Origin of the sequence: Streptomyces sp. NPDC091682 (assembly GCF_044756625.1) — a bacterium.
Classification (GTDB): Bacteria; Actinomycetota; Actinomycetes; order Streptomycetales; family Streptomycetaceae; genus Streptomyces.
In genome coordinates this window covers 187,700-211,178 of the sequence record NZ_JBIVTH010000009.1, presented here as the reverse complement: position 1 = coordinate 211,178, position 23,479 = coordinate 187,700, and the positions used below count along the sequence as shown (strand labels likewise).

Here is a 23,479-nt window from a genome sequence, read left to right as displayed (position 1 = left end):
GTCAATCGTGAAGGGGGTTGGTGATGGTGACGTAGACGGACTGCGTGTCGACGGGGCCGACCAGCTCGTCGAGGCCGCCCAGGCGGGTGAGCAGATTGGCCTTGCAGCGCAGGGTGGGCGAGTCGAGCAGCCGTGCCGGGAGCGGGCCGAGGCCGGCGGCCTTGGCGAGGAAGCGGCGGAAGGCGGCGAGGAGGACCCGTTCGTCTGCGAGCCGCTGGGATCCGAAGGCGCCGATGAGGCCCAGCACGTTGTTGATGCCGAGGTAGTAGGCGAAGCGTTCGTCGGCGACGGCGTCGGAGACGAAGGTGTCACTGGCGCTGCCGATGCCGGGGAGCCGGTGCTCCAGTTCCGCGCGGCGGGATTCGCGGAAGTAGTAGCCCTGGTTGTCGCGGTAGCGGCCGCCGATCGGCCAGCCGGCTGGGTCGAGGAGCACCAGGGTGTTCTGTTGGTGCGCTTCGAGGGCGATACCGGCGAGCGCATCGAAGGCGAGGACCGGCAGCACCACGTGGTCGAGGTAGCGCAGGAACCACTCGGCGGCGACGGCGGACGTGGTGTGGCCGGTGGCGATGGCGAGTCCGGTGATGAGTTCGGCGAGGCGGGAGCTCATGGTGGTCCGGCCGGGCCACGGGCGGGGGGCGGTGAGTGCGGCGATGCAGACCGGGTCGTCGCCCGAACGGAAGGGGTTGTGGCGCAGCAGGGCGTCAAGTCCGGGCACGGGGGTTCCGTCCGGCGCGTCCACGGCGACCCAGGCGGGGTCGCGGACGATGTCGAAGGCGGGGTGGGACGCCTGCCACTGCTCGGCGAGGCCGGTGCGGAGCAGCCGGTGTACCTCGACACCGCGGTGGAGTTCCTTGCGGAGGTTCTCGCGGCGGGAGTTGGTGATGCGCAGGCCCAGGGAGAGCTTGAGCATCGCGGGGGCGCCCGGTCGGTGGACGGTGCGCACGGAGGATGTGGGGTACCAGGGCTCGCCGTGTGGGCCGAGGTCGTACAGAAGTCCCGCGTCACGGAGGGCGGAGACGGCGGGGCGCTCGAGCAGGTCACGGGCCTGCCAGGGGTGTAGGGGAAGGGGGGTGGTGCCGCCCGGCAGCGGGAGACCGGGGGCGAGTCGGCCGAGGAGCTGTGGCGCGGAGACGGGGCGGCCGCTCTCGGTCCAGGCCGATTCGCTCGCGAGGGCCGCGGGGTCGATCGCGAACCAGTGCAGGGGGAAGGAGCCGTGGAGTTCGGGTGAGTAGCGGCGTACCTCGGCCTCGGAAAGCCCTTCACGGCTCTTCGGGTCCGGCTGGAGGGGGTGACCGAGGAGGAGCGCCTGCTCGGCGGTGAGGAAACGGTCCCCGCCCAGGGGGGCCGGGGCGGTGGGGCGTTCCCGCCGGTCGGCGATGAATTCGGCGGTGCGGCGCACGGAGTCGGCGACCCGGCCGACGAGGTCGGCGGCGCCTCGGCCACCGCTCGTGCCTTCTCGGGCGATGAGCGCGGCGATGGTGACGGCGTCGAGGGAGGGTGCGGCGGCGGTCGTGCCTTCGAGTCGGACCGCACCGAACCGGTGCCAGCCGGCGTGGGACCAGTGGCGGACGGGAACGAGCAGGGCGGTACCGGAAGCGGGAAGGGGGATGCGCAGGGGGGTTCCGGCGGGGCCGTCGGGGCGGCCGAGACCGGATTCGCGGACCCAGCAGCGGAGCAGGTTCTCCACCGCCGCGGCCTCGGCGGCGACGGCCGGGTCGGGGTGGTTGAGCAGGTCGGGCAGTGTGGTCGGCTCCAGCCGTAGGGGGCTCGTCCATCCGGAACGGGGCCGGGGTGTGCCGTCCTTCTGCCGCGGCACCGTGGCCGTTGCCCCGGCGTCGGTCCCGCTGGCGGCCGCCACCGGGGGAAGCTGCTCGGCCGGTGCTCCGGGGGCTCCGGCTCCGGGGGTTCCGGGTGCGCCCGTCGGGCGTGGCTTCGGGTGCTCGGCCGTGGCTCCGTCGGCGTGGGGAGGCGTGCCGGCCGGGGGCGGGGTCGGTGCGTCCTCGGCGGGCACGGGCCGGGCCGGCGGGGTGACAGCGGACCCCGAGCCCTGTACCTCGTGGACGTCGGGCCGCGGCGGCGTCGGGGACGGCGGCTCCGCGACCTCCCTCAGCGGCGCAGAGGTGCCGGGCGACGCTGACGTCTGTCCCGGGGCGACGGCCTCCTCGTGGTCCGGGAGCGGATTCGGCAGCGCCGGGGCCGGCCCCGGCGGCAGCGGGGCGGGCCGGTCGGGAGACAGTGGCTGGTTCTCCGTGATGGGGGTGGAATGGTGCGGATCGGGCATCGCGGGTCCTCGGGGTGCGGGTCAGTGGGTCCGACGGGCGGCGGCCGGGATGGCGTCGGCCAGACGGTCGAGGACCGCCGCGGCCTGCTCGTCGGTCAGGGTCAGCGGGGGAAGGAGGCGCACCACGGCGCCGTGGCGGCCGCCGAGTTCGACGATCAGGCCGCGGTCCAGGCACTCCTGGCGGACGGCAGCGGCGAGGGACGGCGCGGCGGCCCCGGTGTCGGGGTCGACGAGTTCGATGCCGATCATCAGGCCCCGGCCCCGTACCTCTCCGATGCACGGATGGCCGCAGGCCAGGCCGTGCAGGGCGGCCAGCATCCGTTCCCCCAGGGCGGCGGCGCGCTCGGCGAGCCGGTTCTCGCGGACGAAGGTGAGCGTGGCGGTACCGGCGGCCATGGCGAGCTGGTTGCCGCGGAAGGTGCCCGCGTGCGCGCCGGGGGCCCAGACGTCCAGGGCGGCCCGATACACGATCACCGCGAGCGGCAGGCTGCCACCGATCGCCTTGGAGAGGACCATGACGTCGGGCACCACCCCGGCGTGGTCGACTCCCCAGAAGGCACCGGTCCGGCCGACGCCCGTCTGCACCTCGTCGGCGATCAGCGGGATCCCCCGCGCCGCGGTGATCTCGCGCATCCGGCGCAGCCAACCGTCCGGGGCGGGGATCACCCCGCCCTCGCCCTGCACGGGCTCGACGATCATGCCTGCGGGGGCGGACACTCCGCCCTTCGGGTCGTCCAGCAGGTTCTCCGTCCAGCGCGCGGAGAGTTCGGCGCCTTCTGGGCCACCGACTCCGAACGGGCAGCGCAGGTCCTGCGGGTACGGCAGCCGGGTCACCCGCACGCCGGGGGCGCCGCCCGAAGCGTCCAGGGCCCCGGCGGTCATGCCGTGGTAGGCCCCGGTGAAGGCGAGCAGCCCGGGGCGTCCGGTCGCGGTGCGCACCAGTGTGAGTGCGGCCTCCACGGCGTCCGTTCCGGCCGGACCGCAGAACTGGATGCGCGCGTCGGCTGCGAGCGCGGGCGGCAGGTTGGCGAACAGCTCGGTGGTGAAGGCGTCCTTGACCGGGGTCGCGAGGTCCAGCACGTGCAGCGGGGCCCCCGAGTCGAGGACGCCCCGGATGGCTTCGAGCACCACCGGATGGTTGTGCCCGAGGGCGAGCGTGCCGGCGCCGGAGAGGCAGTCGAGGTAGCGCCGCCCGTCGGCGCCCTCGATGGTGAGCCCGCGGGCCCGCACGGGGACGATGGGCAGCGAGCGCGCGTACGTCCGGGCGGCGGACTCCCGCTGTGCCTGTCTGCGCAGGATGTTCTCAGGAGCGACGGAACCCCCCGGCCCCTCGCTCACGCCCGAGCGGCCCGAGCGACCCGAACCGCCCGGGCTGCCGGCTCCGTCCGGAACCGGTCCCCGGCTTCCCTGCGGCGGCACTTGAGGTGGGATCTCTGTCGCGGCCGCCGCCGCGGCCGGCTCGGTGGCAGCCACGAGTGTCGGTCCTCCCGCACTGATTGCTCTTCCGGATTGCGTCTCGAACATGAACGCTGCTCCCCCATCCCCCGTACGTACCAACGACGGTGACGGCGAGGGATCACGGGTTGACTCAAGATCCTTGTTCTGCAAGGGGAGAGCGCCAGGAACCACGGCCCCGGCCTGTGTCGTCCTGGGCGACAGCGGCATAGTGGGGGGCTGCACTCCACTCCTCGAACTCCCAGGGGGACGAACGACATGCGATCGAACCGACCGGTCACCGCGATTCTGTGCGCGGCCACGCTCGCGCTGACCGCGGCTGCCTGCGGCCCCGGCGACGAGGAGGCCGGCGGCGACGCCAAGCCGACCGTGGCGGCGAGCCTGCCGGGCCAGGACGGGATCAAGATCCCGGACCAGCTCAAGGACAAGCTCAAGGAACACGGTATAGACCTGGAGAAGTGGAAGGGGGGTGAGTGGAAGAACTGGAAGAAGGAGGACTGGCTCCGCGAGGCGGGCGACTACATCAACCCGGTCATCGAGGGCCTGTGGGACCCGGACCGCATGCGTGACGCCGAGCAGCCGCAGCGTCCGTCCGTCGACCCCGACGCGGGCAAGGACCAGGGCGTCACCGACCCGACCCCGGCACCGGTGGCGGCCAAGCAGGCCAACCCGCCCTACCACACGAGCGTTCCGTCGTCCGGCAAGGTGTTCTTCGACGGCCCCGAGGGCTCGATGGTCTGCTCGGCGACCGTGATCAAGGACCCGGCCCACCCCGGCAAGTCGAACATGGTCTGGACCGCGGGCCACTGCGTCCACGCGGGCAAGGCCGGCGGCTGGTACCGCAACATCGCCTTCGTCCCGTCCTACAACAACACGGGCAAGCCGTCGGCACAGCTCAAGGGCGCGCCCCGCGAGACGGTGGCCCCGTTCGGCGTGTGGTGGAGCGACTGGGCGCAGACCTCCGACCAGTGGATCGCGAGCGGCGGTCCGACCGGCGGCGCGGGTGCCCCCTACGACTTCGCGGTGCTCCACGTGGCGCCCGAGAAGGGCAAGACCAAGTCCCTGGAAGAGACCGTCGGTTCGGCGCTCCCGGTGGACTTCAACGCGCAGGCCGTGCCGAAGGTCGCGAGCATCACGGCGACGGGCTACCCGGCGGCGGCTCCGTTCGACGGCCAGCGCGCCTTCCAGTGCACGGACCGGCCGGGCCGGCTGTCCCTGAACGCGAACGACCCGGTGATGTACCGCATCGGCTGCACCATGACCGGCGGTTCCTCCGGTGGCGGCTGGGTCACGGCGGGCGCCGACGGCAAGCCGGCGCTGGTGTCGAACACCTCGATAGGCCCGGCCAAGGCGGGCTGGCTGGCCGGGCCCCGGCTGGGGCCGGAGGCGAAGGGCATTTTCGACGCCGTCAGCGCCAAGTTCAAGTAGCCCCGAACCCCGAGCGTGACCGAACGGCTGAGGCCCCCCTGCGGTGCAGGGGGGCCTCAGCCGTCAAGCCGTCAAGCCCGCTCAGCGCTTCGCGAGCGCGTACGGCGCCAGGTCCGCCGCCAGTTCCTGGTGGACCCGCGCCTTGAGCAGGGTGCCGTCCGGGGTGTGCTCCTCGGAGATCACCTCGCCCTCGGCGTGCGCCTTGGCGACCAGCGAGCCGCGCGTGTACGGCACCAGGGCCTCCACCTCGACCTCGGGCCGCGGCAGCTCGGAGTCGATGAGCGCGAGGAGTTCCTCGATGCCCATGCCCGTGCGCGCCGAGACGGCGATGGAGTGCCGTTCGATCCGCAGCAGCCGCTGCAGGACCAGCGGGTCCGCGGCGTCCGCCTTGTTGATCACGACGATCTCGGGCACGTTCACCGCGCCGACCTCACGGATCACCTCGCGCACCGCCGCCAGCTGTTCCTCCGGCGCCGGGTGCGAGCCGTCCACGATGTGCAGGATGAGGTCGGAGTCGCCGACCTCCTCCATCGTGGAGCGGAAGGCCTCGACGAGGTGGTGGGGCAGGTGCCGGACGAAGCCGACGGTGTCGGCCAGGGTGTAGACCCGGCCGCTCGGCGTCTCGGCCCGGCGCACGGTCGGGTCGAGGGTGGCGAACAGTGCGTTCTCCACCAGCACGCCCGCGCCCGTGAGGCGGTTGAGCAGCGAGGACTTGCCCGCGTTGGTGTAACCGGCGATGGCGACCGAGGGCACCTTGTTGCGGCGCCGTTCCTGCCGCTTGATGTCACGGCCGGTCTTCATCTCCGCGATCTCCCGGCGCATCTTCGCCATCTTCTCGCGGATCCGACGTCGGTCGGTCTCGATCTTGGTCTCACCGGGGCCGCGCGTGGCCATGCCGCCACCGCCGCCGCCACCCATCTGCCGGGACAGCGAGGCACCCCAGCCGCGCAGTCGCGGCAGCATGTACTGCATCTGCGCGAGGGCGACCTGCGCCTTGCCCTCTCGGGACTTGGCGTGCTGGGCGAAGATGTCGAGGATCAGCGCGGTCCGGTCGACCACCTTCACCTTGACGACGTCCTCAAGGGCGATGAGCTGGCCGGGGCTGAGCTCACCGTCGCACACGACGGTGTCCGCGCCGCTCTCCATGACGATGTCACGCAGCTCGCGCGCCTTGCCCGAGCCGATGAAGGTGGCCGGGTCCGGCTTGTCACGGCGCTGGATCACACCGTCGAGTACGAGAGCACCCGCCGTCTCGGCGAGGGCGGCGAGCTCCGCGAGGGAGTTCTCCGCGTCGTTCACCGTGCCGGAGGTCCAGACGCCGACCAGGACGACGCGCTCCAGGCGCAGCTGCCGGTACTCGACCTCGGTGACGTCTTCGAGCTCGGTGGAGAGGCCGACCACGCGGCGCAGGGCCGCGCGCTCCGAGCGTTCGAACTGCTCGCCGTCCCGGTCTCCGTCGATCTCGTGGCTCCAGGCGACGTCCTCTTCCATCAGGGCATCGGCCCGAAGGCTCTCGGTGAAGCTCTGCGAGTCCCGCACGTCCTGGGCGTCCCGCGCGTCCTGGGAAGGGGAAGAAGAGGAGGTCATTGGATCCTTACGTCGATTCGAATAGCAGTGCCACGTTAGCTGTCACGTCCAACGTGTCACACCGCCGGGGGATTCCCCGCACGGCCCCGTCGATGGTGACATGCCCGTTCCTCGCCGGTCACACCCTTTTATCGGGTGCTCACGTCCGCCGCCGTGCCGGGGGTCGCCTTGCCGGAGGCCGGCTTGCCAGAGGCCGGCTTGCCAGAGGCCGCCGTGCCGCTCCACTCCGGGTGCCCCGGCATCGGCGGGGTCGTGGCCCCGTACAGCCAGGGCTCCAGGAAGGCCGCGAGGTCACGGCCCGCCTCCTGCGATGCCAGGCGTACGAAGTCGGCCGTCCCCGCGATCCCGTCCCGGTTCTCCGCGACCCAGCGCCGCTCGATCTTCTCGAAGGCCTCCGTGCCGATCTCCTGCCGCAGGGCGTAGAGGATCAGCGCGGACCCGTCGTAGACCACCGGCCGGAACAGCCCGATCTTCTGGCCGGGTGCGGCTGCCTTCGGGGCGGCCGGCGGGCCGCCCGCCGCCCGCCACTGGTCGGAACGCTGGTACGCCTCGCGCATGCGCCGCTCCAGGGAGTACTTGCCGAGCCCGTCCGCGTACAGGGCCTCGTACCAGGTGGCGTGTCCCTCGTTGAGCCACAGGTCGGACCAGGTCCGCGGGGTGACGCTGTCGCCGAACCACTGGTGGGCGAGCTCGTGGACCATCACGGACTCGACGTACCAGTCGGGGTAGCCGTCGCGCGCGAACAGGTTGCTCTCGAAGAGCGAGAGGGTCTGCGTCTCCAGCTCGAAGCCGGTCGTGGCCCGCGCGATCAGCACACCGTAGTTCTCGAAGGGGTAGCGGCCGACGCGCTCCTCCATCCACTCGATGTGGCCCGCGGTCTTCTTGAGCCAGGGATCGAGCCGCTGCCGGTCGGCCGCGGGCACCACGTCGCGCAGCGGCAGCCCGTGCGGTCCGGTGCCGTGCACGACCTCGGAGCGGCCCACGGAGACCTGGGCCAGCTCGGTGGCCATCGGGTGCCGGGTGCGGTACGTCCAGGTCGTCGTGGGGCCGAGCCGCACGGCGGGGGCCACCGACTCCCCGTTGGCGACGGCCGTGAGGCCGGCCGGGGCGGTGATCCGGAAGGTGAAGAGCGCCTTGTCGGCGGGGTGGTCGTTGCAGGGGAAGACGCAGTGCGCGGCGTCGGCCTGGTTGGCCATGGCCAAGCCGTCCTCCGTGGGCACCCAGCCGCCGTCGCCGCGGCCGCGCGGATCGCTGGTGTGCCGGATGGTGATGTGCAGCGGCATGTTGTCCGCCACCGGGCGCGCGGGCGTCAGGACCAGGTCCTCGGCCACGCTCTCGAACCGCGCCGGCTCCCCGTTGACCTCCGCGGACGCCACCTTGCCGTGGGTGAAGTCCAGATTGATGCGCTCCAGCCGCTCCAGGGCGCGGGCGTCGATGACGGTGACCGCGTCGAGCGGGTTCAGATTGTCCTTGTAGTCGAAGGACAGGTCGTACGAGAGCACGTCGTACCCCGGGTTCCCTAGCTCCGGAAAGAGCCTGTCGCCGATGCCCAGCGGCTTCGGTGGGGGCAGGACGGCGGCGACGAGGGTGAGGGAGGCCGCGGCGAGCAGGGTGGCGCGCAGGCGCGGGGAGGAGAGCTGCATCCACCACCGCTTACCAGCGCCCGCCACACGGCCGCGTACGGCGCGCGACGGGTCCACCCGAACGGGGCCTTCCGGAGGCGTTCCGGCCTACGTCCGCTCCCGGCCCGCGTCCCCACCGGGCCACGTCTCCGCGCGGCCCGCGTCTGGGCGCGCCCTTAGCCCCGGAGCCCTGTAGACCCGTAGACCCGTAGACCCGTAGACCCGTAGACCCGTAGACCTGGACCGCGCCTACACCCGGCTCACGTCGTACACGCCCGGCACGTCCCGCATCGCCCGCATCAGCGCGGGCAGCCCGGCCGCGTCGGGCAGCTGGAGGGTGTAGCTGTGCCGGACCCGCTGTTCGACCGGCGGCTCCACGGTCGCGGAGACCACCTCGACCCCCTCGCGGGCGATGGCCTCGGTCAGGTCGGCCAGCAGGTGCGGGCGGCCGAACGATTCAGCGCGCAGGGTGACCCGGCAGTCCGCCGTCGCCCGCCAGTGCACGGCGACGGAGGTGCGCCCCACGGCGCGCATCTGCGCCACCGCCGCGCAGTGGATGCGGTGCACGGTGACGGCCCCGCCGCGGACCAGGAACCCGGCGACGGCGTCCGGTGGCACCGGGGTGCAGCACCCGGCCAGCCGCACGGTGGCGTCCGGCAGGTCGGCGACCGCGTTGGCCCCGCCACCGCGGGCCCCGACCACCGAGAGCGGTGCCCGGGCGGCCGAGGTGGTGGCCATGGCGCGGTCGGGATGGGATTCGAGCCAGCTGCTGATGGCGATCCGGGCGGCGGGGGTCCGTGCGTGGTCCAGCCACTCGGCGGCGGGGCCGGAGGTGGCGTCCTGCGCGAGCAGCAGCTGGACGGTGTCCCCGTCGGACAGGGCGGAGGACAGGGAGGTGAGGCGCCCGTTGACGCGGGCGCCGATACAGCCGTGGGCCGCCTCGCCGTGCTGCGCGTAGGCGGCGTCGATACAGCTGGCTCCGGCCGGCAGACTGATCGTGCCGGTGGCGCTGCCATCGTCCCGGAACACGGTGATCTCCCGGTCCTGGGCCAGCTCCGCCCGGAGCACGGTCCAGAAGGTGTCGGGGTCGGGCGCGGACTGTTGCCAGTCGAGGAGTCGGGACAGCCAGCCGGGGCGCGTGGGGTCCACGCGCTCCTCGTCCGGGTCGGCGGCGGCATCGGCCGTCGCGGTGGCGTACGGATTGCCGAGGGCGACCACGCCGGCCTCGGCGACGCGGTGCATCTGCCGGGTCCGCACGATGACCTCGGCCACGTAGCCCTCGGGGGTGGCGAAGGCGGTGTGCAGCGACTGGTAGAGGTTGAACTTCGGGGTGGCGATGAAGTCCTTGAACTCTGAGACGACCGGGGTGAAGCAGGTGTGCAGCTCGCCGAGCACGGCGTAGCAGTCGGCGTTCTCGCCGACGAGGACGAGGATGCGGCCGAAGTCGGAGCCGCGCAGTTCGCCGCGGGTGCGGGAAATGCGGTGCACGGAGACGAAGTGCCGTGGCCGGACCTGTACTTCGGCGGCGATGCCGGCCTCGCGCAGGACACCCCGTACGGAGTCGGCGATGGCGGGCAGCGGGTCGCGTTCTCCGGCATGGGCGGCGAGGAGCGCGCGGGTGCTCTCGTACTCCTCGGGGTGCAGGATCGCGAAGACGAGGTCTTCCAACTCGGTCTTGAGGGCCTGCACGCCGAGCCGTTCGGCCAGCGGGATGAGCACGTCGCGGGTGACCTTGGCGATGCGGGCCTGCTTCTCGGGGCGCATCACGCCCAGGGTGCGCATGTTGTGCAGCCGGTCGGCGAGTTTGATGGACATGACGCGGACGTCGTTGCCGGTGGCGACGAGCATCTTGCGGAAGGTCTCGGGTTCGGCGGCGGCGCCGTAGTCGATCTTCTCCACCTTGGTGACGCCGTCGACGATGAAGCACACCTCGTCACCGAACTCCGCCCGGACCTGGTCGAGGGTCACGTCGGTGTCTTCGACGGTGTCGTGGAGCAGAGAGGCCGTCAAGGTGGTGGTTTCGGCGCCGAGTTCGGCGAGGATCAGGGTGACGGCGAGTGGATGTGTGATGTACGGCTCACCACTTTTTCGCATCTGGCCGCGGTGCGAGGTCTCCGCGAGGAGATACGCGCGGCGCAGAATGGACAAATCGGCGTCCGGGTGGTGGGCGCGGTGCGCCTCGGCAACGTGGCCGATCGCGTCCGGAAGCCGGTCTCGTGACGTCGGCCCGAGCAGGGCCGCGCGCCCGAGCCGGCGCAGATCGAGCCTGGTCCGACCGCGTCTGCGGAGCTCAGGGCGCGCTTCGGGGTGTGCTTCGGGGTTCGTGGCCTCTGCACTCATGGGCACCTCCGGCGGCTTCGACCGGCGGTGGTGGGCATGGGGTGAGCCCTCAGGGCCGGTGCCTGATGTTACCGACCCCACCACGTGGCGCAGTCCACCTCTCGCTCAGCGTGAAACGGATCACCCGTTAGAGGGAAGCTCTAGCCGAAAGCCGTTTCGGTGAGCCAGGACCCCTCGAACTCCCCCGCAGCCACGATCACGGCTGGTCCGGTCATGTCGATCTGCCCGTCGGGGTGTTCGGTGATGATCAGGGTTCCGCCGGGGAGGTCGACGGTGTACGCGACCGGTTCGCCGGTGGCGGCCGGGTCGACGCCGTCGCGGCGGATGGCGGCCACGGCGACGGCGCAGGCGCCGGTGCCGCAGGAGCGGGTCTCGCCGGAGCCGCGCTCGTGGACGCGCATGGCGACGTGTCGGGGGCCCCGGTCGACGACGAACTCGACGTTGACCCCGGCCGGGTAGGCGGACTCCGGGCTGAACGCGGGGGCGGCGAACAGGTTCCCCGCGTGGTCGAGGCTCTCGACGAAGGCCACCGCGTGCGGGTTGCCCATGTTCACGTTCCGCGCGGTCCAGCTCCGGGCGTCGACGCTGACCGTGACCTCGCCGGCGGGCAGCTCGGCGCGGCCCATGGAGACGGTGACGTCGCCCTTCTTGTCGAGGTGCACCCGCTTGACGCCCCCGCGGGTGGCGACGGCGAGGTCGCCCGGTTCGACGTGTCCGGCGTGCTGGAGGTAGCGGGCGAAGACGCGCACGCCGTTGCCGCACATCTCGGCGATGGAGCCGTCGCTGTTGCGGTAGTCCATGAACCACTCGGCTTCGTCGGCCAGGTGCGCGGCCTCGGGGTGCGCGGCGGACCGGACGACGTGAAGGACGCCGTCAGCACCGATTCCGGCGCGCCGGTCGCACAGCTTCGCGACGGCGGACGCGGGCAGCTCGATGGCGTTGTCCGGGTCCGGGACGATCACGAAGTCGTTCTCGGTGCCGTGGCCCTTGAGGAAGGAGAGGGTGGTCTGCGTCACCGGCCCATGGTACCGAGCACCAGCTCAGGGCCGCCGGACCGTCCGAAGGGCGGAACCGTCCGAGGGGCGGTCAGCGGAGCCGGGCGACCCGGTACACGGCGAGACCTACGACGGCCAGTGCGACGACGGCGTAGAGCGCGGCCATGCGCCAGTCCGGGCGGCGGCCGCTCCCCCGAACCGGGAGGCCGGGCCACGTGTAGCCGACCCGTCGGGCGGCCATCATTCCCCAGCCTCCGGCGCAGCAGCTGATCAGGAAGCCGAGCATGGCGACCACGGCACCGCCGTCGCCGAACTCGAAGGCGAGCGGGAAGGCGAACATCAGCGAACCGGTGGCGGCGAGCATCGCAATGGGGGCGATCTGCCACAGGCGCAGGCGGCGCTGCGGGCGCAGTTCGACCTCGAACTCGGGTCCGGCGGCGGCTTCCGCCTCGGCGGAGTCCGGGGTGTCCGGGCCGTCCGGGGTCAGTCGCGCCGGATCGGCGGGCAGCCCGAGGCCCGCGGGCCCGTCCGTCTCGTCGGTCCCGTCCAGAAGCATCGGGTCCGCTTCCCTCCGGGTATCGTCCCGCCCGGTGTCGCGAGGGCCGGCCTCCATCGCCACGCGCCCTCCCCACTCGGACTCAGTACGCCGCCGTTCATCGCAGGTGATCGCACCTGCTGGAGTTTGATGATGGCACGCCCCCGGCCCCGCTACTGGCGCGTGAGGCGTCCCGATGCCATCACGTGATCAGGCTGTGACCGCTCGTTCGACCAACGACTGCGCGAGTCCGAGGAGTTCCCCCCGGTCGGCGACGGCCCCGCTGAGCCAGTGGACGCGCGGGTCGCGGCGGAACCAGGAGTCCTGGCGGCGGGCGAACCGCTTGGTCGCCCGGACGGTCTCGGCCCGGGCCTCGTCCTCGGTGCACTCACCGGCGAGCGCGGCAAGGACCTGCTGGTAGCCGAGCGCCCTGGAGGCCGTGATTCCGTCGCGCAGCCCGCGGGCCTCCAGTGCGCGGACCTCGTCCACCAGTCCGGCCTCCCACATCCGGTCGACCCGCAGCGCGATCCGCTCGTCGAGCTCCGGGCGGGCCACGTCGACGCCGATCTGCACGGTGTCGTAAACGGAATCGTGGCTGGGCAGGTTGGCCGTGAAGGGGCGGCCGGTGATCTCGATCACTTCGAGCGCGCGGACGATGCGGCGGCCGTTGCTGGGCAGGATGGCCTGCGCGGCGGCCGGGTCGGCGGCGGCGAGCCGGGCGTGCAGGACGCCGGAGCCGCGGAGCGCGAGCTCTTCCTCCAGTCGGGCCCGCACCTCGGGGTCGGTGCCGGGGAACTCCATGACGTCCAGGGCGCCACGGACGTACAGGCCGGATCCGCCGACGAGGACGGGGGTACGCCCCTCGGCGAGCAGTTTGTCGATCTCCAGGCGAGCCAGCCGCTGGTAGTCGGCGACGTTGGCGGTGTCGGTGACGTCCCAGATGTCGAGGAGGTGGTGCGGCACGCCGCCGCGCTCCTCGGTCGTCAGCTTGGCGGTACCGATGTCCATCCCCCGGTACAGCTGCATGGAGTCGGCGTTGACGACTTCGCCGTCGAAGCGGCGGGCCAGGGCGACGCCCAGGTCGGACTTTCCTGCCGCGGTGGGACCTACGACGGCGATGACCCGCGGGGCGGGGGCTGCATTCCTCACCGCCCCAGTTTCGCAGCCCCTGGTCAAGACACAGCCATGTACCCGATCGAGTGACGTGACGGGGTGGGGTCGGGGTCGTTGCCCTGGCGAGGTTCCGGCCGGACATGCGCCCTGCGTACGCCCGGCGCAGGCCGGTCCGGTCGACGCGGAACTTCACTCACACGAGTAACGTTACGGGAGTAGACATGGGCATTTTTGATCGGTTTTTTCGCCGTAAGGACGAGATTGTGACCGAAGAGGTCGCGACGGAGGACCTGACGGCGGAGTCCGGCACGGCCGAGGAGGCCGAGCCTGTTGCCGAGAAGTCTCCGGAGGCGGGAGTCGTGGAGATCCCGAAGCAGCAGGCGGCCCCGGTGGCTGCGGACAGCGAGACCGGCGAGGGCGCCCGTACGTAGCGACCGCCAACGGAAGGTGACCCATGGGCCTGCTGGACAATCTAAAGGCCAAGCTCGCTCCGGCGAAGGACAAGGTCGGCGATCTCGCGCTGCAGCACGAGGGCAAGATCGGCGAGAGTCTGGACAAGGTGGCCAGGGCCATGGACTCCAAGACCAAGGGCAAGTACAGCGGCCAGATCACGAGCGGAACGGGCAAGGCGAAGGACGCCCTGGGGAAGATCGCGCACAAGGACGCTCCCGGCGGGCCGACGCCGCCGGCCGCCTCCTGACGCGGTCCGGGAAAGGGGCGCGGGACCGGCACGGCCGGGTCCCGCGCCCCTTCGCCGTTCCGAGAGCCCCACGGCCCCTCCTGGTAGCCCTGTCGCGCCCCGTCGGCTGCGCGGCCGCCGCGCGGCCACGACCGGCCGGGAACGATCAGGAACGGCTACGACCGGCTAAGACCAGGCGGCGACGAAGTACCCCACGCCGTACGGCGCGTCCTCGTACAGCAGCCGTCCCGCCAGCTCCGCGCCCCCGGCGGCGCCGGCCAGCACCTGCCAGGGGGCCCGTCCGGCGGCCTGGAGCTCGGCCGCGAGAGCGGCATCGATCCCGGCCAACGCGGCGACGTCGGCGGCGCCCAGCGCACGGGCGGCCTCCGCGTCGAAGGCCGCGGCGCGCTCGTCGAGGTATCCGGGGGCCTTGAGGGTGCGGCACGCACTGCCGTCCCCGAGGACCAGCATGGCCACGCGTTCGGCGGAACCGCCCAGGTCCGCGCCGAGGAGGCCGCAGCCGCTCGGGGCGAGGTCCGCGGCGACGGCCACCCCGGCGACCGGGGCTGCCGCCCAGCGGGCCTGGCCGAGGAGCCAGCCGGCCACCGCGAGGGAAGCCGGGAGGGTGGACCCGGTGGCATGGCCGCTCGGCAGTTCGCCCAGGTCGGGGCCCAGGGTGACGGTCAGGTCCACGCCGAACCCAGCGAAGCCGCCGGGGGTGCCCTGGTCGTACGCGCCGCCCTCGGCGGCGGCCCCGACCACGACCAGCAGGTCGGGCCGGGACGCGGCGAGCACCGCCAGCGCGTCGGAGCAGGCGGTGCGGGCGTCGCCGAGTTCGGCGGCGGCCCCCGCGGCCACCTCGGGCACGAGCAGCGGCGGGGCAGGACAAACGGCGGCGGCTACGAGCATGATCCGCAGCCTAGCCGCAGGCGCGGGGCCCGTGCCCCTCAGGAGGAGGTGGGCACCGAGCAGCCGGAGGTGACGACCGGCAGGGGCGCCGGGACGCCCAGCTTCGGGATCCCGAGCATGACGCCCGCCGGCTGGGCGGGGGCGGCGTTGCGCTTCTCCCAGGCGTCGCCGGCGCGGGTGCGGCGCACGATCAGCGTCGGGCCCTCGGCCAGCAGGTGGTGCGGCGCGGCGTAGGTGATGTCCACGGTGACCACGTCGCCGGGGCGGACCTCCTGCTCCGGCTTGGTGAAGTGGACCAGGCGGTTGTCGGGGGCGCGGCCGGACAGGCGGTGCGTGGCGCCGTCCTTGCGGCCCTCGCCCTCCGCGACCATGACCTCCAGGGTGCGGCCGACCTGCTTCTTGTTCTCCTCCCAGGAGATCTCCTCCTGGAGGGCGACCAGGCGCATGTAGCGGTCCTGCACGACCTCCTTGGGGATCTGCCCGTCCATGTCGGCGGCGGGGGTGCCGGGCCGCTTGGAGTACTGGAAGGTGAAGGCGTTCGCGAAGCGGGCCTCGCGCACGGCGTGCATCGTCTGCTGGAAGTCCTCCTCCGTCTCGCCGGGGAAGCCCACGATGATGTCGGTGGAGATCGCGGCGTGCGGGATCGCGGCGCGGACCTTCTCGATGATGCCGAGGAACCGCTCCTGCCGGTACGAGCGGCGCATCGCCTTCAGGATCGGGTCCGAACCGGACTGCATCGGCATGTGCAGCTGCGGCATCACGTTCGGGGTCTCGGCCATCGCCGCGATCACGTCGTCCGTGAAGTCGCGCGGGTGCGGGGAGGTGAAGCGGACCCGCTCCAGGCCCTCGATCTGGCCGCAGGCGCGCAGCAGCTTGCTGAAGGCCTCCCGGTCGCCGAGGTCCGAGCCGTACGCGTTCACGTTCTGGCCGAGCAGGGTGATCTCCGAGACGCCCTCGGCGACCAGGGCCTCCACCTCGGCGAGGATGTCGCCGGGCCGGCGGTCCTCTTCCTTGCCGCGCAGGGCCGGGACGATGCAGAAGGTGCAGGTGTTGTTGCAGCCGACGGAGATCGAGACCCAGGCGGCGTAGGCGGACTCGCGGCGGGTCGGGAGCGTGGAGGGGAAGGCCTCCAGCGACTCGGCGATCTCGACCTGCGCCTCCTCCTGGATGCGGGCGCGCTCCAGCAGTACGGGCAGCTTGCCGATGTTGTGCGTACCGAAGACGACGTCGACCCAGGGGGCCCGCTTGACGATCGTGTCGCGGTCCTTCTGGGCGAGGCAGCCGCCGACGGCGATCTGCATGCCGGGGCGCTTCGTCTTCATCGGGGCCAGTCGGCCGAGGTTGCCGTACAGCTTGTTGTCGGCGTTCTCGCGGACCGCGCAGGTGTTGAAGACCACGACGTCGGCGTCGCCGTCGGCGCCTTCGGGCGCCCGGACGTAACCGGCGTCCTCCAGCAGACCGGAGAGCCGCTCCGAGTCGTGCACGTTCATCTGGCACCCGTAGGTGCGCACCTCGTAGCTTCGCTTCACGTCCACTGCCTGGCTCCGGTCGCTGCTGGTCATGCAACAAGGGTAGGCGGTACCCGGTGGCCCTCCGGTCCCCCGTTCAGCCGACCCGGGGGAAGGCGGCGGCCGAAGAGGACGAGCAGCAGGTCCTGGGCTTCCCCGTGCACGGGAGTTCCCTCGCCGTGGGACCAGTCCAGGTCCTGCGCGCACAGCTGGACGCCGGTCAGGTCCGCGCCGAAGAAGCGCAGGGACCGGGGGGTGACCGCGTCGAGGAGGAGCCGCAGCCGGTCTGCGGGGACGCGGCGCGGGTGGCCGAGGGCGACGGTGATGTCGAGGCCGTGGACCACGTCGTGGGCGAGGGCTCCGGTGGGGCCGGCGGCGGGCGGTTTCCAGGGGTGGTCGGCGTTCTCGCGGAGCAGCGCGGCGAGCTCGCGCGCGGTGAAGGCGGCGGCGTCGCGGCGGGCCGTGCGGTCGGTCATCCGGTGCAGGTTGCCGCGGGCGCGCAGCAGTTCGGCGGCGAAGCCGGGGAGGGTGGTGCGGAAGCCGAGGGACAGGTGGGCGGCGACCTCGCGGACGCGCCAGCCGGCGCAGAGGGAGGGGGCGTCCCACTGGTCCGGGGTCAGGGCGTCCAGTACGTCGGCCAGCTCGCGGCGTTCGGCGGCGACGGCCGCGGCGATCCCACGGCGGTGCACGGAGGTGGGCGAGGTGGATCGGGAGGTCGGTCGGGAGGTCGGTCGATCGTTGGGTCGGTCGGTGGGTCGGCTCATGGCTTCAGGGTCGGGGCGGCATTGGGCATAAGTCCAAGAGCGGGTCCTTCTGCAATCTAGAATCCAGGCTTATGGAACTGGCTCAGCTGCGCTATTTCGTGGCCGTGGTGGAGGAGGGCGGCTTCACGCGGGCCGGGGCGCGGCTGCACGTGTCGCAGCCCGGGGTGAGCGCACAGGTCGCACAACTGGAACGCGAGCTCGGGCAGCGGCTGCTGGACCGGTCCGGGCGGCGGGTGACCCCGACGGAGGCGGGCCGGGCGGTGCTCACGTACGCGCGGGCCGTGCTCGCGGCGGTGGAGGGCGTGCGGCGGACGGCCGAGGAGTTCTCCGGCCTGCTGCGCGGGCGGGTGGCACTCGGGCTGGTACCGGGGGCGGCCGGGGCCGTGGTGGGCGGGTTCGACGTGGTGGAGGTGCTCGGGGCCTTCCACGACGAGCACCCCGGGGTGGAGATCTCGCTCTCCGAGGACACCTCTGAGCGGATGCTGGCCGCCCTGCTGCGCGGGGAGCTGGACCTGGCGGTGGTCGGCCTCTCGGGGGAACCGCCGCCGGACGTCTCCTGCCAGGTGGTCCTCGACGAACCCCTGGTCGCGGCGGTGCGGGTGGACGATCCGCTGGTGGCGGCCGCCGTGAACGGCCGGATCCCGCTGGCCGCACTGCGCGGGCGGTCCTTGATCGGTCTGCCGCGCGGGACCGGGCTGCGCGGGGTGCTGGAGCGGGCCTGTGCGCAGGCGGGCTTCGCCCCGCGGGTGGACTTCGAGGCGGCGGCGCCCGCCGTGCTGGTCCGGCTGGCCGCGCGGGGCTTGGGGGTGGCGGTGGTGCCGTCCGGGGCGGAGTCGGCAGCAGGCCAGCGTGCCGGCGTCGGCAACGGCAACGGCAACGGCAACGGACTGTGCGCGCTGCGGATCACCGAGCCGGAACTGAGCGGGAGGGTCGCGCTGGCCTGGCGCACGGACGGACCGTCCGGGCCGGCCGCCCGCAAGCTGCTGGGAAGGCTCCGCTCGGGAGCCCCCGGACGGCCCGCGCCGTGACAGGACGGCGGACGGGTGGCAGGATCGCGGCCATGCCTCTCGTACCGCCCCGGATCAGCAGGCGCCACGCCCTGCGGGTCCTGGTGGCGGTACTCGCCGTGCTCGGGGTCCTGACGTGGTGGCTCAAGCCCTTCGGGCAGCCGGAACTGGAAGGCGAGCTGACCTTCAGCACGGGCGCGCGAACCGGGGTCTACCACCGGTACGGGCAACTGCTGGAGCAGGCGCTGGGCCGGGACATGCCAGGAGTGGACGTGCTCCTGCAGACCAGCGAGGGCTCGCAGGAGAACCTGAAGCGGCTGGCCACCGGCGAGGCGGACTTCACGGTGGCGACGGCGGACGCGGTCGCCAAGTACCAGCTCGACAAGAAGCCCGGCGCGGACCGACTGCGCGGGGTCGCACGGCTGTACGACGACTACGTGCAGCTGGTGGTTCCGGCCGGCTCCCCGGTGCAGTCGGCCCGGGACCTGAGCGGCAAGCGGGTCGCGATCGGTCAGCCGGGCTCCGGCGTGCGGCTGGTCTCGGAGCGACTGTTGAAGGCGGCGAAGATCGACCCGGTTCTGGACATCACGCCGGTGTCGATCGGCATCGACACCATGCCGGGTGAGCTGGAGGCCGGCCGGATCGACGCGTTCTTCTGGTCCGGCGGCCTGCCGACGAACGCCGTGAAGGAGCTGTCGGAGCGCTTCGACATCCGGCTCGTACCGCTCGGTGACCTGATGGAACCGCTCCAGGAGAGCGGCAGCCCGGCACGCTACTACCGGACGGCCGTGATGCCGCAGGACGTCTACACGCGGGCGCGCAACACCAGCTCGGTATCGACCCTGGCCGTGCCGAACCTGCTGGTGACCACGGCGGGAACCGACCCGCAGCTCACCGAGCAGCTGACGCGGACGGTGATCCTCAGCCGCGACCTCGTCGGGCGCGAGGTGCACGCGGCGCAGCTCGTGGACCTGCGGACGGCGATCTACACCGACCCGCTGGACCTGCACGAAGGCGCACGCCGGTACTACCGGTCCGTCAAGCCCTGAGCGTCCTGGGGTTCACGAAGGGGACGGTGGCGAAGGCAGCAGCATGGTCGCTGCCGCGGCCGCGCCGATCAGCCCCGCATGGGTGCCCAGCATCGCCGGCACCACCTGGATGTCCTTGACGAACGAGAGCGTGGCGTAGGCCGCGAGGTGGCTGCGGATCGGGGCGAAGAGGATGTCGCCGGCCGCGGCCACTCCACCGCCGATGACCGCGATGTCCGTCTCCACGAGGGTCGCGGTGGCCGCGATGGCGGCGGCCAGGGCGCGGCCCGCCCGGTCGAAGGCGGCCAGGGCGACCGGGTCGCCCTCGGCGGCGGCAGCTGCCACTCCCGCTGCCGTGGCGTCAGGCCGGCCGGCCGCGCCCTTCGCACCGGTCACGCCGACACCTGCGCCGGCCCCCGCCGTGCCCGACGGCGTCCAGCCCTGGTCCAGGGCCCAGCGGGCGATCGCCGTACCGGAGGCGATCGACTCGACGCACCCGTGGCCGCCGCACACGCACGGCTCGCCGTCGAACGCCACACTCATGTGGCCGATGTGCCCCGCGTTGCCCGTGGGGCCGGGGTGGAGCTGGTTGTTCAGGATCAGGCCACCGCCCACGCCCGTGGAGACCACCATGCACAGGGCGTTCGCGTGGCCCCGGGCCGCACCCAGCCAGTGCTCGGCAGCGGTCATCGCCACCCCGTCACCGGCCAGCACGGTCGGCAGGTCGGCCCCGCGCGCCGCGAGCTCCGCCACGACCCGCTCTTGGACCGGGAATTCCCGCCAGGCCCCGATGTTGACCGGGCTGACCGTGCCCCGGGAGGTGTCCACCGGGCCGGCGCTGCCGATCCCGCAGCGGACCGCCGAGGCCCAAAGCGGCGACTCGGAGAGGTCGGCGACGACCTCGGCGACCGCCGCCATGACCCCGTCGGCGTCCGCCCCGCGCGGGGTCGGGCGGCGGGTGGTGGCCGTCATCGTGCCGTCGGGTTGCACCAGCGCACCGGCAATCTTCGTACCGCCGACGTCGATCGCGACCGTCGGTCCGGCGGCCGCTGCGGCGGCCCGTGGTGCGGGGAACGGGGCGCTGGGAATGATCACGGTGGCGGCTCCAGGAAGGTTTTCAGGATTAAGTATGCGCCGGGGGCGGCGCCGTGCTCTCGCGAGGCTCCAGCCTCGGCCGCTCGCTGATCCGCACCCCGGGCGGGCTGCCCGCGAGGACGGCCAGGAGTTCCTCGGCGGCCAGCCGACCGAAGCCGGCGGTGTCCCGTACGAGAGCGGTGAGCCGGGGATGGGTGACCCGGCAGAGGGCGGAATCGTCCCAGGCCACGATCGAGAGCCGGCCCGGAACCGGGATGCTCAGCTCGGCGGCGACCGCGCGCCCGGCCACGGCCATCACGTCGTTGTCGTAGACGAGCGCCGTGGGTGGATCCGGCTCGGCCAGGACCCGTCGCGTGGCCGCCGCGCCCTCGGCGTCGGAGTAGTCGGTGACCACCGAGCGCACTTGGTCCGGACCCAGGCCGCGACGTGCGGCCTCGGTCCGGAGGGACTCCATCCGGCGGACCGTGTGGGCGAGGCCGGGGAGCCCGGCGACGTGCACGATCCTGCGGTGGCCGAGCCCGTACAGGTGCTCGAGGACCTGTGCCATGGCGCCGGCGTCGTCGGCCCGGACGGAAGACAGAGCCGCGGACAGAGCCGCGGAGGGAGCCGGGGCCTGGGCCTGGGTGGAAGCCTGGGCCGGATCCTGGGCCGGATCCTGGGCGGGAGCCGAGGAGGGCCCTGTCCTGCCCTCGAGACCGGTGGCCGCGCCGCCGTCCGGGAAGAGGGCCTCGCCGATGGTGACCGCGGGCAGGGCCAGTCCCTCCAGGAGCGCCGGTCTCGGGTCGCTGGTCCGCGGGTCGACGACGAGCACGCCGTCGACCCGTCGCTCGGCCCACCAGCGGCGGTAGACCGCGCATTCGGCGTCGATGTCCTCGACGACCTGGAACAACAGGGCGGTGCGGGCCGCGGAGAGGACCTCCTGGATGCCGGAGACGAGCTGGAGGAAGAACGACTCGACGCCGAGCGTGTGCGCGGGCCGGGCGAGGACCAGGCCGACGGCTCCGGAGCGTTCGCCGGACAGGGCCCGGGCCGCACTGTTGGGCTGCCAGCCGAGTTCCTCGGCGACGCGCCGGATCCGGGCCCGGGTGTCCTGCGAGACGCCCGGCCGGCCGTTGAGCGCGAAGGAGACGGCGCTCTCCGACACGCCGGCCTGCCGGGCGATGTCCTTGATCGTGGGTCTGCGGGCCATGGCCTGCCTCATTCGTCCTTCGGGTGCGTCACACGTGGCGGAATACGGACGGCAATGGCCGGACCGTACGCGATCCTGCCCCGACAGGCCGCTTTTATGACGATCCATTGGTCTTCCGGGGGGTGCGTCGAGCGGCGGCCGTGGCTCGAAGTCCACCTCGGCCGCCCGGTCCACCGGAACGTGCGGGAGTCGGGCCGCGGCACGGTGACCGGCCAAGTCCCCTACGGCGAACCGGCGTAGGCCCGTATGGGGCCCCGCGCGCCCGGGGCGACGGCCGCGGCCGGATCGGGCGCCGCCACCCACGGCCCTTTCGGGGCGGGGCCGTTGGGCCCGGTCACCATCCCCACGTCCTCGAACCCCCCGGGCCGGTGCGCTCCGGTCGGCGGTGCGGCCGCCCCCGTACGGCCCGAGGCAGAACGGGCCCGAAGCGGCGACCGCGTGACCGAAATACCGCTGTCCATTTCCACGCACTTCGTTTCAGCCGGCCGTAACTAAAGCGCATTAGTTTCCTCAGGGTCTTCACCTAGAACCCTTGTGTCAACTGGGCTGAAGCGCATAAGCGCATGGTCAGGGGCCCTGTTGACTTTCCCGATCGGCACCGGCAGGTTGTGGCGCATCCGATGAAGTCCTCCAGAACTCCAGGACGCCCCGTGCACGATGACGTGCTCCGCTTCGGCGCCAACTACACGCCGGCCCGCGGCTGGTTCCACCACTGGCTGGACTTCGACCTCGACGAGGTGCGGGCCGACCTCGATTCGATCGCCGCGCTCGGGTTGGACCACGTCCGCGTCTTCCCGCTGTGGCCGGTCTTCCAGCCGAACCGGACGCTGATCCGGCCGCGCGCCGTCGAGCAGCTCGTCGCGCTCGCCGACGCGGCCGCCGAACGCGGGCTCGACGTCAACGTGGACGGGCTGCAGGGGCACTTGTCGAGCTTCGACTTCCTGCCCGCCTGGACCCGGACCTGGCACCGGCGCAACATCTTCACCGACCCGGACGTGGTCGCCGGGCAGGAGGAGTACTTGCGCACGCTGGCCGCGGCCCTCGCCGACCGGCCGAACTTCCTGGGCATGACGGTCGGCAACGAGATCAACCAGTTCTCCGGCGCCCCGCACCCCGACCCCGACCGGATCACCCCGGACCAGGCCGCCCGCTGGCTGGAGCGGATGCTCGCCGCCTGCGAGGAGGGCGCACCAGGGCGGCTGCACCTGCATGCCGAGTACGACGCGGCCTGGTACCGGGACGGACACCCGTTCACGGCGGCCCATGCGGCCCGGCTGGGCGGGGTCACCGCCGTGCACTCCTGGGTGTTCAACGGCACCGCGCAGCGCCACGGCCGGAGCGGGACGGCGACGGAGCACCATGCCGCGTACCTGATCGAGCTCTCCAAGGCCTGGGCCCTGGACCCGCACCGCCCGGTGTGGCTCCAAGAGGTCGGTGCCCCGGCGCCGTTGATCCCGCCCGCGCACGCGGCGCGGTTCACCGAGGCCACCGTCGCCAACGCCCTGGACTGCCCGGACCTGTGGGGCGTGACCTGGTGGTGCTCGCACGACGTGTCCCGGGAGCTGGCGGACTTCCCGGAGCTGGAGTACGGCCTCGGCCTGCTCACCAACGACCGCCGGACCAAGCCGGCCGGCGCCGCCGTCTCCCGGATCGCCGCGCGGTGGCGGGGCCGCGCGCACCGCCCGGCGCCGCGGTCCACCGCGCTCGCCGTGGACGTCGGTGCGGGGGCGCAGGCTCCGGGGCGCTCGGTGTGCGCCCCGGGCGGCGCGTTCTTCGAAGCCTGGGCCTCGCTGACGGCCCAGGGGGTGCGCCCCGCGGTGGTCCTCGCGGAGCGTGCCGCGGACCCCGCCCATCTGGCCGCGCGCGGCATCACCGAGGTGCTGCGCGTGCACGACGTGACCTGACCGGCCGATCTCCCGGTCCCCCGATCCCTTCGTGAGGAGC

The 23,479-nt window shown here is 72.9% G+C and carries 19 protein-coding genes; 6 read left to right on the top strand and 13 right to left on the bottom strand.

What is annotated here, in order from left to right:
• Position 1: 1 nt before the first annotated feature.
• Together ACIQK6_RS22275 and ACIQK6_RS22270 are read right to left on the bottom strand one after the other, a co-directional pair.
• Positions 2-2,281, bottom strand: a complete 2,280-nt coding sequence (locus ACIQK6_RS22275) for an IucA/IucC family protein (protein ID WP_402695300.1) — start codon at positions 2,279-2,281, stop codon at positions 2-4.
• 21 nt (positions 2,282-2,302) lie between these two features.
• Positions 2,303-3,805: a diaminobutyrate--2-oxoglutarate transaminase family protein gene (locus ACIQK6_RS22270; RefSeq protein ID WP_329098670.1), complete on the bottom strand. Its 1,503-nt coding sequence runs from the start codon at positions 3,803-3,805 to the stop codon at positions 2,303-2,305.
• A 189-nt stretch (positions 3,806-3,994) separates the two neighbouring features.
• Between ACIQK6_RS22270 and ACIQK6_RS22265 the strand changes: the two genes are divergently transcribed.
• On the top strand, positions 3,995-5,164 hold the full coding sequence (locus ACIQK6_RS22265) for a hypothetical protein (RefSeq protein WP_329098672.1): 1,170 nt from the start codon (positions 3,995-3,997) through the stop codon (positions 5,162-5,164).
• Between the two features lie 81 nt (positions 5,165-5,245).
• Here the strand turns inward: ACIQK6_RS22265 and hflX are convergent, their stop codons facing one another.
• The 6 genes from hflX to miaA form a co-directional block, all read right to left on the bottom strand.
• On the bottom strand, positions 5,246-6,751 hold the full coding sequence (gene hflX, locus ACIQK6_RS22260) for a GTPase HflX (RefSeq protein WP_329098673.1): 1,506 nt from the start codon (positions 6,749-6,751) through the stop codon (positions 5,246-5,248).
• A 128-nt stretch (positions 6,752-6,879) separates the two neighbouring features.
• Positions 6,880-8,394: a M1 family metallopeptidase gene (locus ACIQK6_RS22255; protein WP_402695299.1), complete on the bottom strand. Its 1,515-nt coding sequence runs from the start codon at positions 8,392-8,394 to the stop codon at positions 6,880-6,882.
• A gap of 228 nt (positions 8,395-8,622) precedes the next feature.
• A complete protein-coding gene (locus ACIQK6_RS22250; protein WP_329098677.1) occupies positions 8,623-10,713 on the bottom strand; it encodes an HD domain-containing protein in 2,091 nt (696 codons plus the stop codon).
• Positions 10,714-10,853: 140 nt separating this feature from the next.
• Entirely contained in the window at positions 10,854-11,729 is an 876-nt protein-coding gene (dapF, locus tag ACIQK6_RS22245) for a diaminopimelate epimerase (RefSeq protein WP_329098679.1), read from the bottom strand.
• Positions 11,730-11,799: 70 nt separating this feature from the next.
• Entirely contained in the window at positions 11,800-12,327 is a 528-nt protein-coding gene (locus tag ACIQK6_RS22240; RefSeq protein WP_402695298.1) for a hypothetical protein, read from the bottom strand.
• A 126-nt stretch (positions 12,328-12,453) separates the two neighbouring features.
• Entirely contained in the window at positions 12,454-13,392 is a 939-nt protein-coding gene (miaA, locus tag ACIQK6_RS22235; protein ID WP_329098681.1) for a tRNA (adenosine(37)-N6)-dimethylallyltransferase MiaA, read from the bottom strand.
• Positions 13,393-13,619: 227 nt separating this feature from the next.
• On the opposite strand from miaA, the gene ACIQK6_RS22230 reads away from it, so the two are divergent.
• Together ACIQK6_RS22230 and ACIQK6_RS22225 are read left to right on the top strand one after the other, a co-directional pair.
• A complete protein-coding gene (locus tag ACIQK6_RS22230) occupies positions 13,620-13,787 on the top strand; it encodes a gliding motility protein (protein WP_329098683.1) in 168 nt (55 codons plus the stop codon).
• Between the two features lie 23 nt (positions 13,788-13,810).
• Complete coding sequence (locus ACIQK6_RS22225; protein ID WP_329098685.1) at positions 13,811-14,056, top strand: antitoxin; 246 nt, start codon at positions 13,811-13,813, stop codon at positions 14,054-14,056.
• A gap of 165 nt (positions 14,057-14,221) precedes the next feature.
• On the opposite strand, the gene ACIQK6_RS22220 is transcribed toward ACIQK6_RS22225, so the two are convergent.
• The 3 genes from ACIQK6_RS22220 to ACIQK6_RS22210 are packed head-to-tail and all read right to left on the bottom strand — an operon-like array spanning position 14,222 to position 17,216.
• Entirely contained in the window at positions 14,222-14,944 is a 723-nt protein-coding gene (locus tag ACIQK6_RS22220) for a hypothetical protein (protein ID WP_402695297.1), read from the bottom strand.
• A 38-nt stretch (positions 14,945-14,982) separates the two neighbouring features.
• Positions 14,983-16,506, bottom strand: a complete 1,524-nt coding sequence (gene miaB, locus ACIQK6_RS22215) for a tRNA (N6-isopentenyl adenosine(37)-C2)-methylthiotransferase MiaB (RefSeq protein WP_329098689.1) — start codon at positions 16,504-16,506, stop codon at positions 14,983-14,985.
• Positions 16,503-17,216 carry a maleylpyruvate isomerase family mycothiol-dependent enzyme gene (locus ACIQK6_RS22210; protein ID WP_329098691.1) on the bottom strand — a complete coding sequence of 238 codons (714 nt, stop codon included), beginning with the start codon at positions 17,214-17,216 and terminating at the stop codon, positions 16,503-16,505. The genes miaB and ACIQK6_RS22210 overlap by 4 nt, the downstream gene beginning before the upstream one ends.
• Positions 17,217-17,287: 71 nt before the next feature.
• On the opposite strand from ACIQK6_RS22210, the gene ACIQK6_RS22205 reads away from it, so the two are divergent.
• A complete protein-coding gene (locus ACIQK6_RS22205) occupies positions 17,288-18,244 on the top strand; it encodes a LysR family transcriptional regulator (RefSeq protein WP_402695296.1) in 957 nt (318 codons plus the stop codon).
• A gap of 32 nt (positions 18,245-18,276) precedes the next feature.
• Complete coding sequence (locus tag ACIQK6_RS22200; RefSeq protein ID WP_329098695.1) at positions 18,277-19,272, top strand: TAXI family TRAP transporter solute-binding subunit; 996 nt, start codon at positions 18,277-18,279, stop codon at positions 19,270-19,272.
• 12 nt (positions 19,273-19,284) lie between these two features.
• Here the strand turns inward: ACIQK6_RS22200 and ACIQK6_RS22195 are convergent, their stop codons facing one another.
• Both ACIQK6_RS22195 and ACIQK6_RS22190 read right to left on the bottom strand, forming a co-directional pair.
• Positions 19,285-20,340, bottom strand: a complete 1,056-nt coding sequence (locus tag ACIQK6_RS22195) for an ROK family protein (RefSeq protein WP_329107585.1) — start codon at positions 20,338-20,340, stop codon at positions 19,285-19,287.
• 34 nt (positions 20,341-20,374) lie between these two features.
• A complete protein-coding gene (locus ACIQK6_RS22190) occupies positions 20,375-21,535 on the bottom strand; it encodes a LacI family DNA-binding transcriptional regulator (RefSeq protein WP_329098696.1) in 1,161 nt (386 codons plus the stop codon).
• A gap of 620 nt (positions 21,536-22,155) precedes the next feature.
• Between ACIQK6_RS22190 and ACIQK6_RS22185 the strand changes: the two genes are divergently transcribed.
• The gene (locus tag ACIQK6_RS22185; protein ID WP_402695295.1) at positions 22,156-23,439 is read left to right on the top strand and encodes a glycosyl hydrolase; all 1,284 of its coding nucleotides are present in this window, start codon (positions 22,156-22,158) and stop codon (positions 23,437-23,439) included.
• Positions 23,440-23,479 lie beyond the last annotated feature (40 nt).

What these genes read in the sequence shown, in the direction of transcription:
- ACIQK6_RS22185 (WP_402695295.1), top strand. Translation starts at nt 22,156, where the DNA reads ATGAAGTCCTCCAGAACTCCAGGACGCCCCGTGCACGATGACGTGCTC.
- ACIQK6_RS22220 (WP_402695297.1), bottom strand. Translation starts at nt 14,944, where the DNA reads ATGCTCGTAGCCGCCGCCGTTTGTCCTGCCCCGCCGCTGCTCGTGCCC.
- ACIQK6_RS22250 (WP_329098677.1), bottom strand. Translation starts at nt 10,713, where the DNA reads ATGAGTGCAGAGGCCACGAACCCCGAAGCACACCCCGAAGCGCGCCCT.
- ACIQK6_RS22275 (WP_402695300.1), bottom strand. Translation starts at nt 2,281, where the DNA reads ATGCCCGATCCGCACCATTCCACCCCCATCACGGAGAACCAGCCACTG.
- ACIQK6_RS22225 (WP_329098685.1), top strand. Translation starts at nt 13,811, where the DNA reads ATGGGCCTGCTGGACAATCTAAAGGCCAAGCTCGCTCCGGCGAAGGAC.
- ACIQK6_RS22270 (WP_329098670.1), bottom strand. Translation starts at nt 3,805, where the DNA reads ATGTTCGAGACGCAATCCGGAAGAGCAATCAGTGCGGGAGGACCGACA.
- ACIQK6_RS22205 (WP_402695296.1), top strand. Translation starts at nt 17,288, where the DNA reads ATGGAACTGGCTCAGCTGCGCTATTTCGTGGCCGTGGTGGAGGAGGGC.
- ACIQK6_RS22190 (WP_329098696.1), bottom strand. Translation starts at nt 21,535, where the DNA reads ATGGCCCGCAGACCCACGATCAAGGACATCGCCCGGCAGGCCGGCGTG.
- ACIQK6_RS22255 (WP_402695299.1), bottom strand. Translation starts at nt 8,394, where the DNA reads ATGCAGCTCTCCTCCCCGCGCCTGCGCGCCACCCTGCTCGCCGCGGCC.
- ACIQK6_RS22210 (WP_329098691.1), bottom strand. Translation starts at nt 17,216, where the DNA reads ATGAGCCGACCCACCGACCGACCCAACGATCGACCGACCTCCCGACCG.
- ACIQK6_RS22200 (WP_329098695.1), top strand. Translation starts at nt 18,277, where the DNA reads ATGCCTCTCGTACCGCCCCGGATCAGCAGGCGCCACGCCCTGCGGGTC.
- hflX (WP_329098673.1), bottom strand. Translation starts at nt 6,751, where the DNA reads ATGACCTCCTCTTCTTCCCCTTCCCAGGACGCGCGGGACGCCCAGGAC.
- ACIQK6_RS22265 (WP_329098672.1), top strand. Translation starts at nt 3,995, where the DNA reads ATGCGATCGAACCGACCGGTCACCGCGATTCTGTGCGCGGCCACGCTC.
- miaB (WP_329098689.1), bottom strand. Translation starts at nt 16,506, where the DNA reads ATGACCAGCAGCGACCGGAGCCAGGCAGTGGACGTGAAGCGAAGCTAC.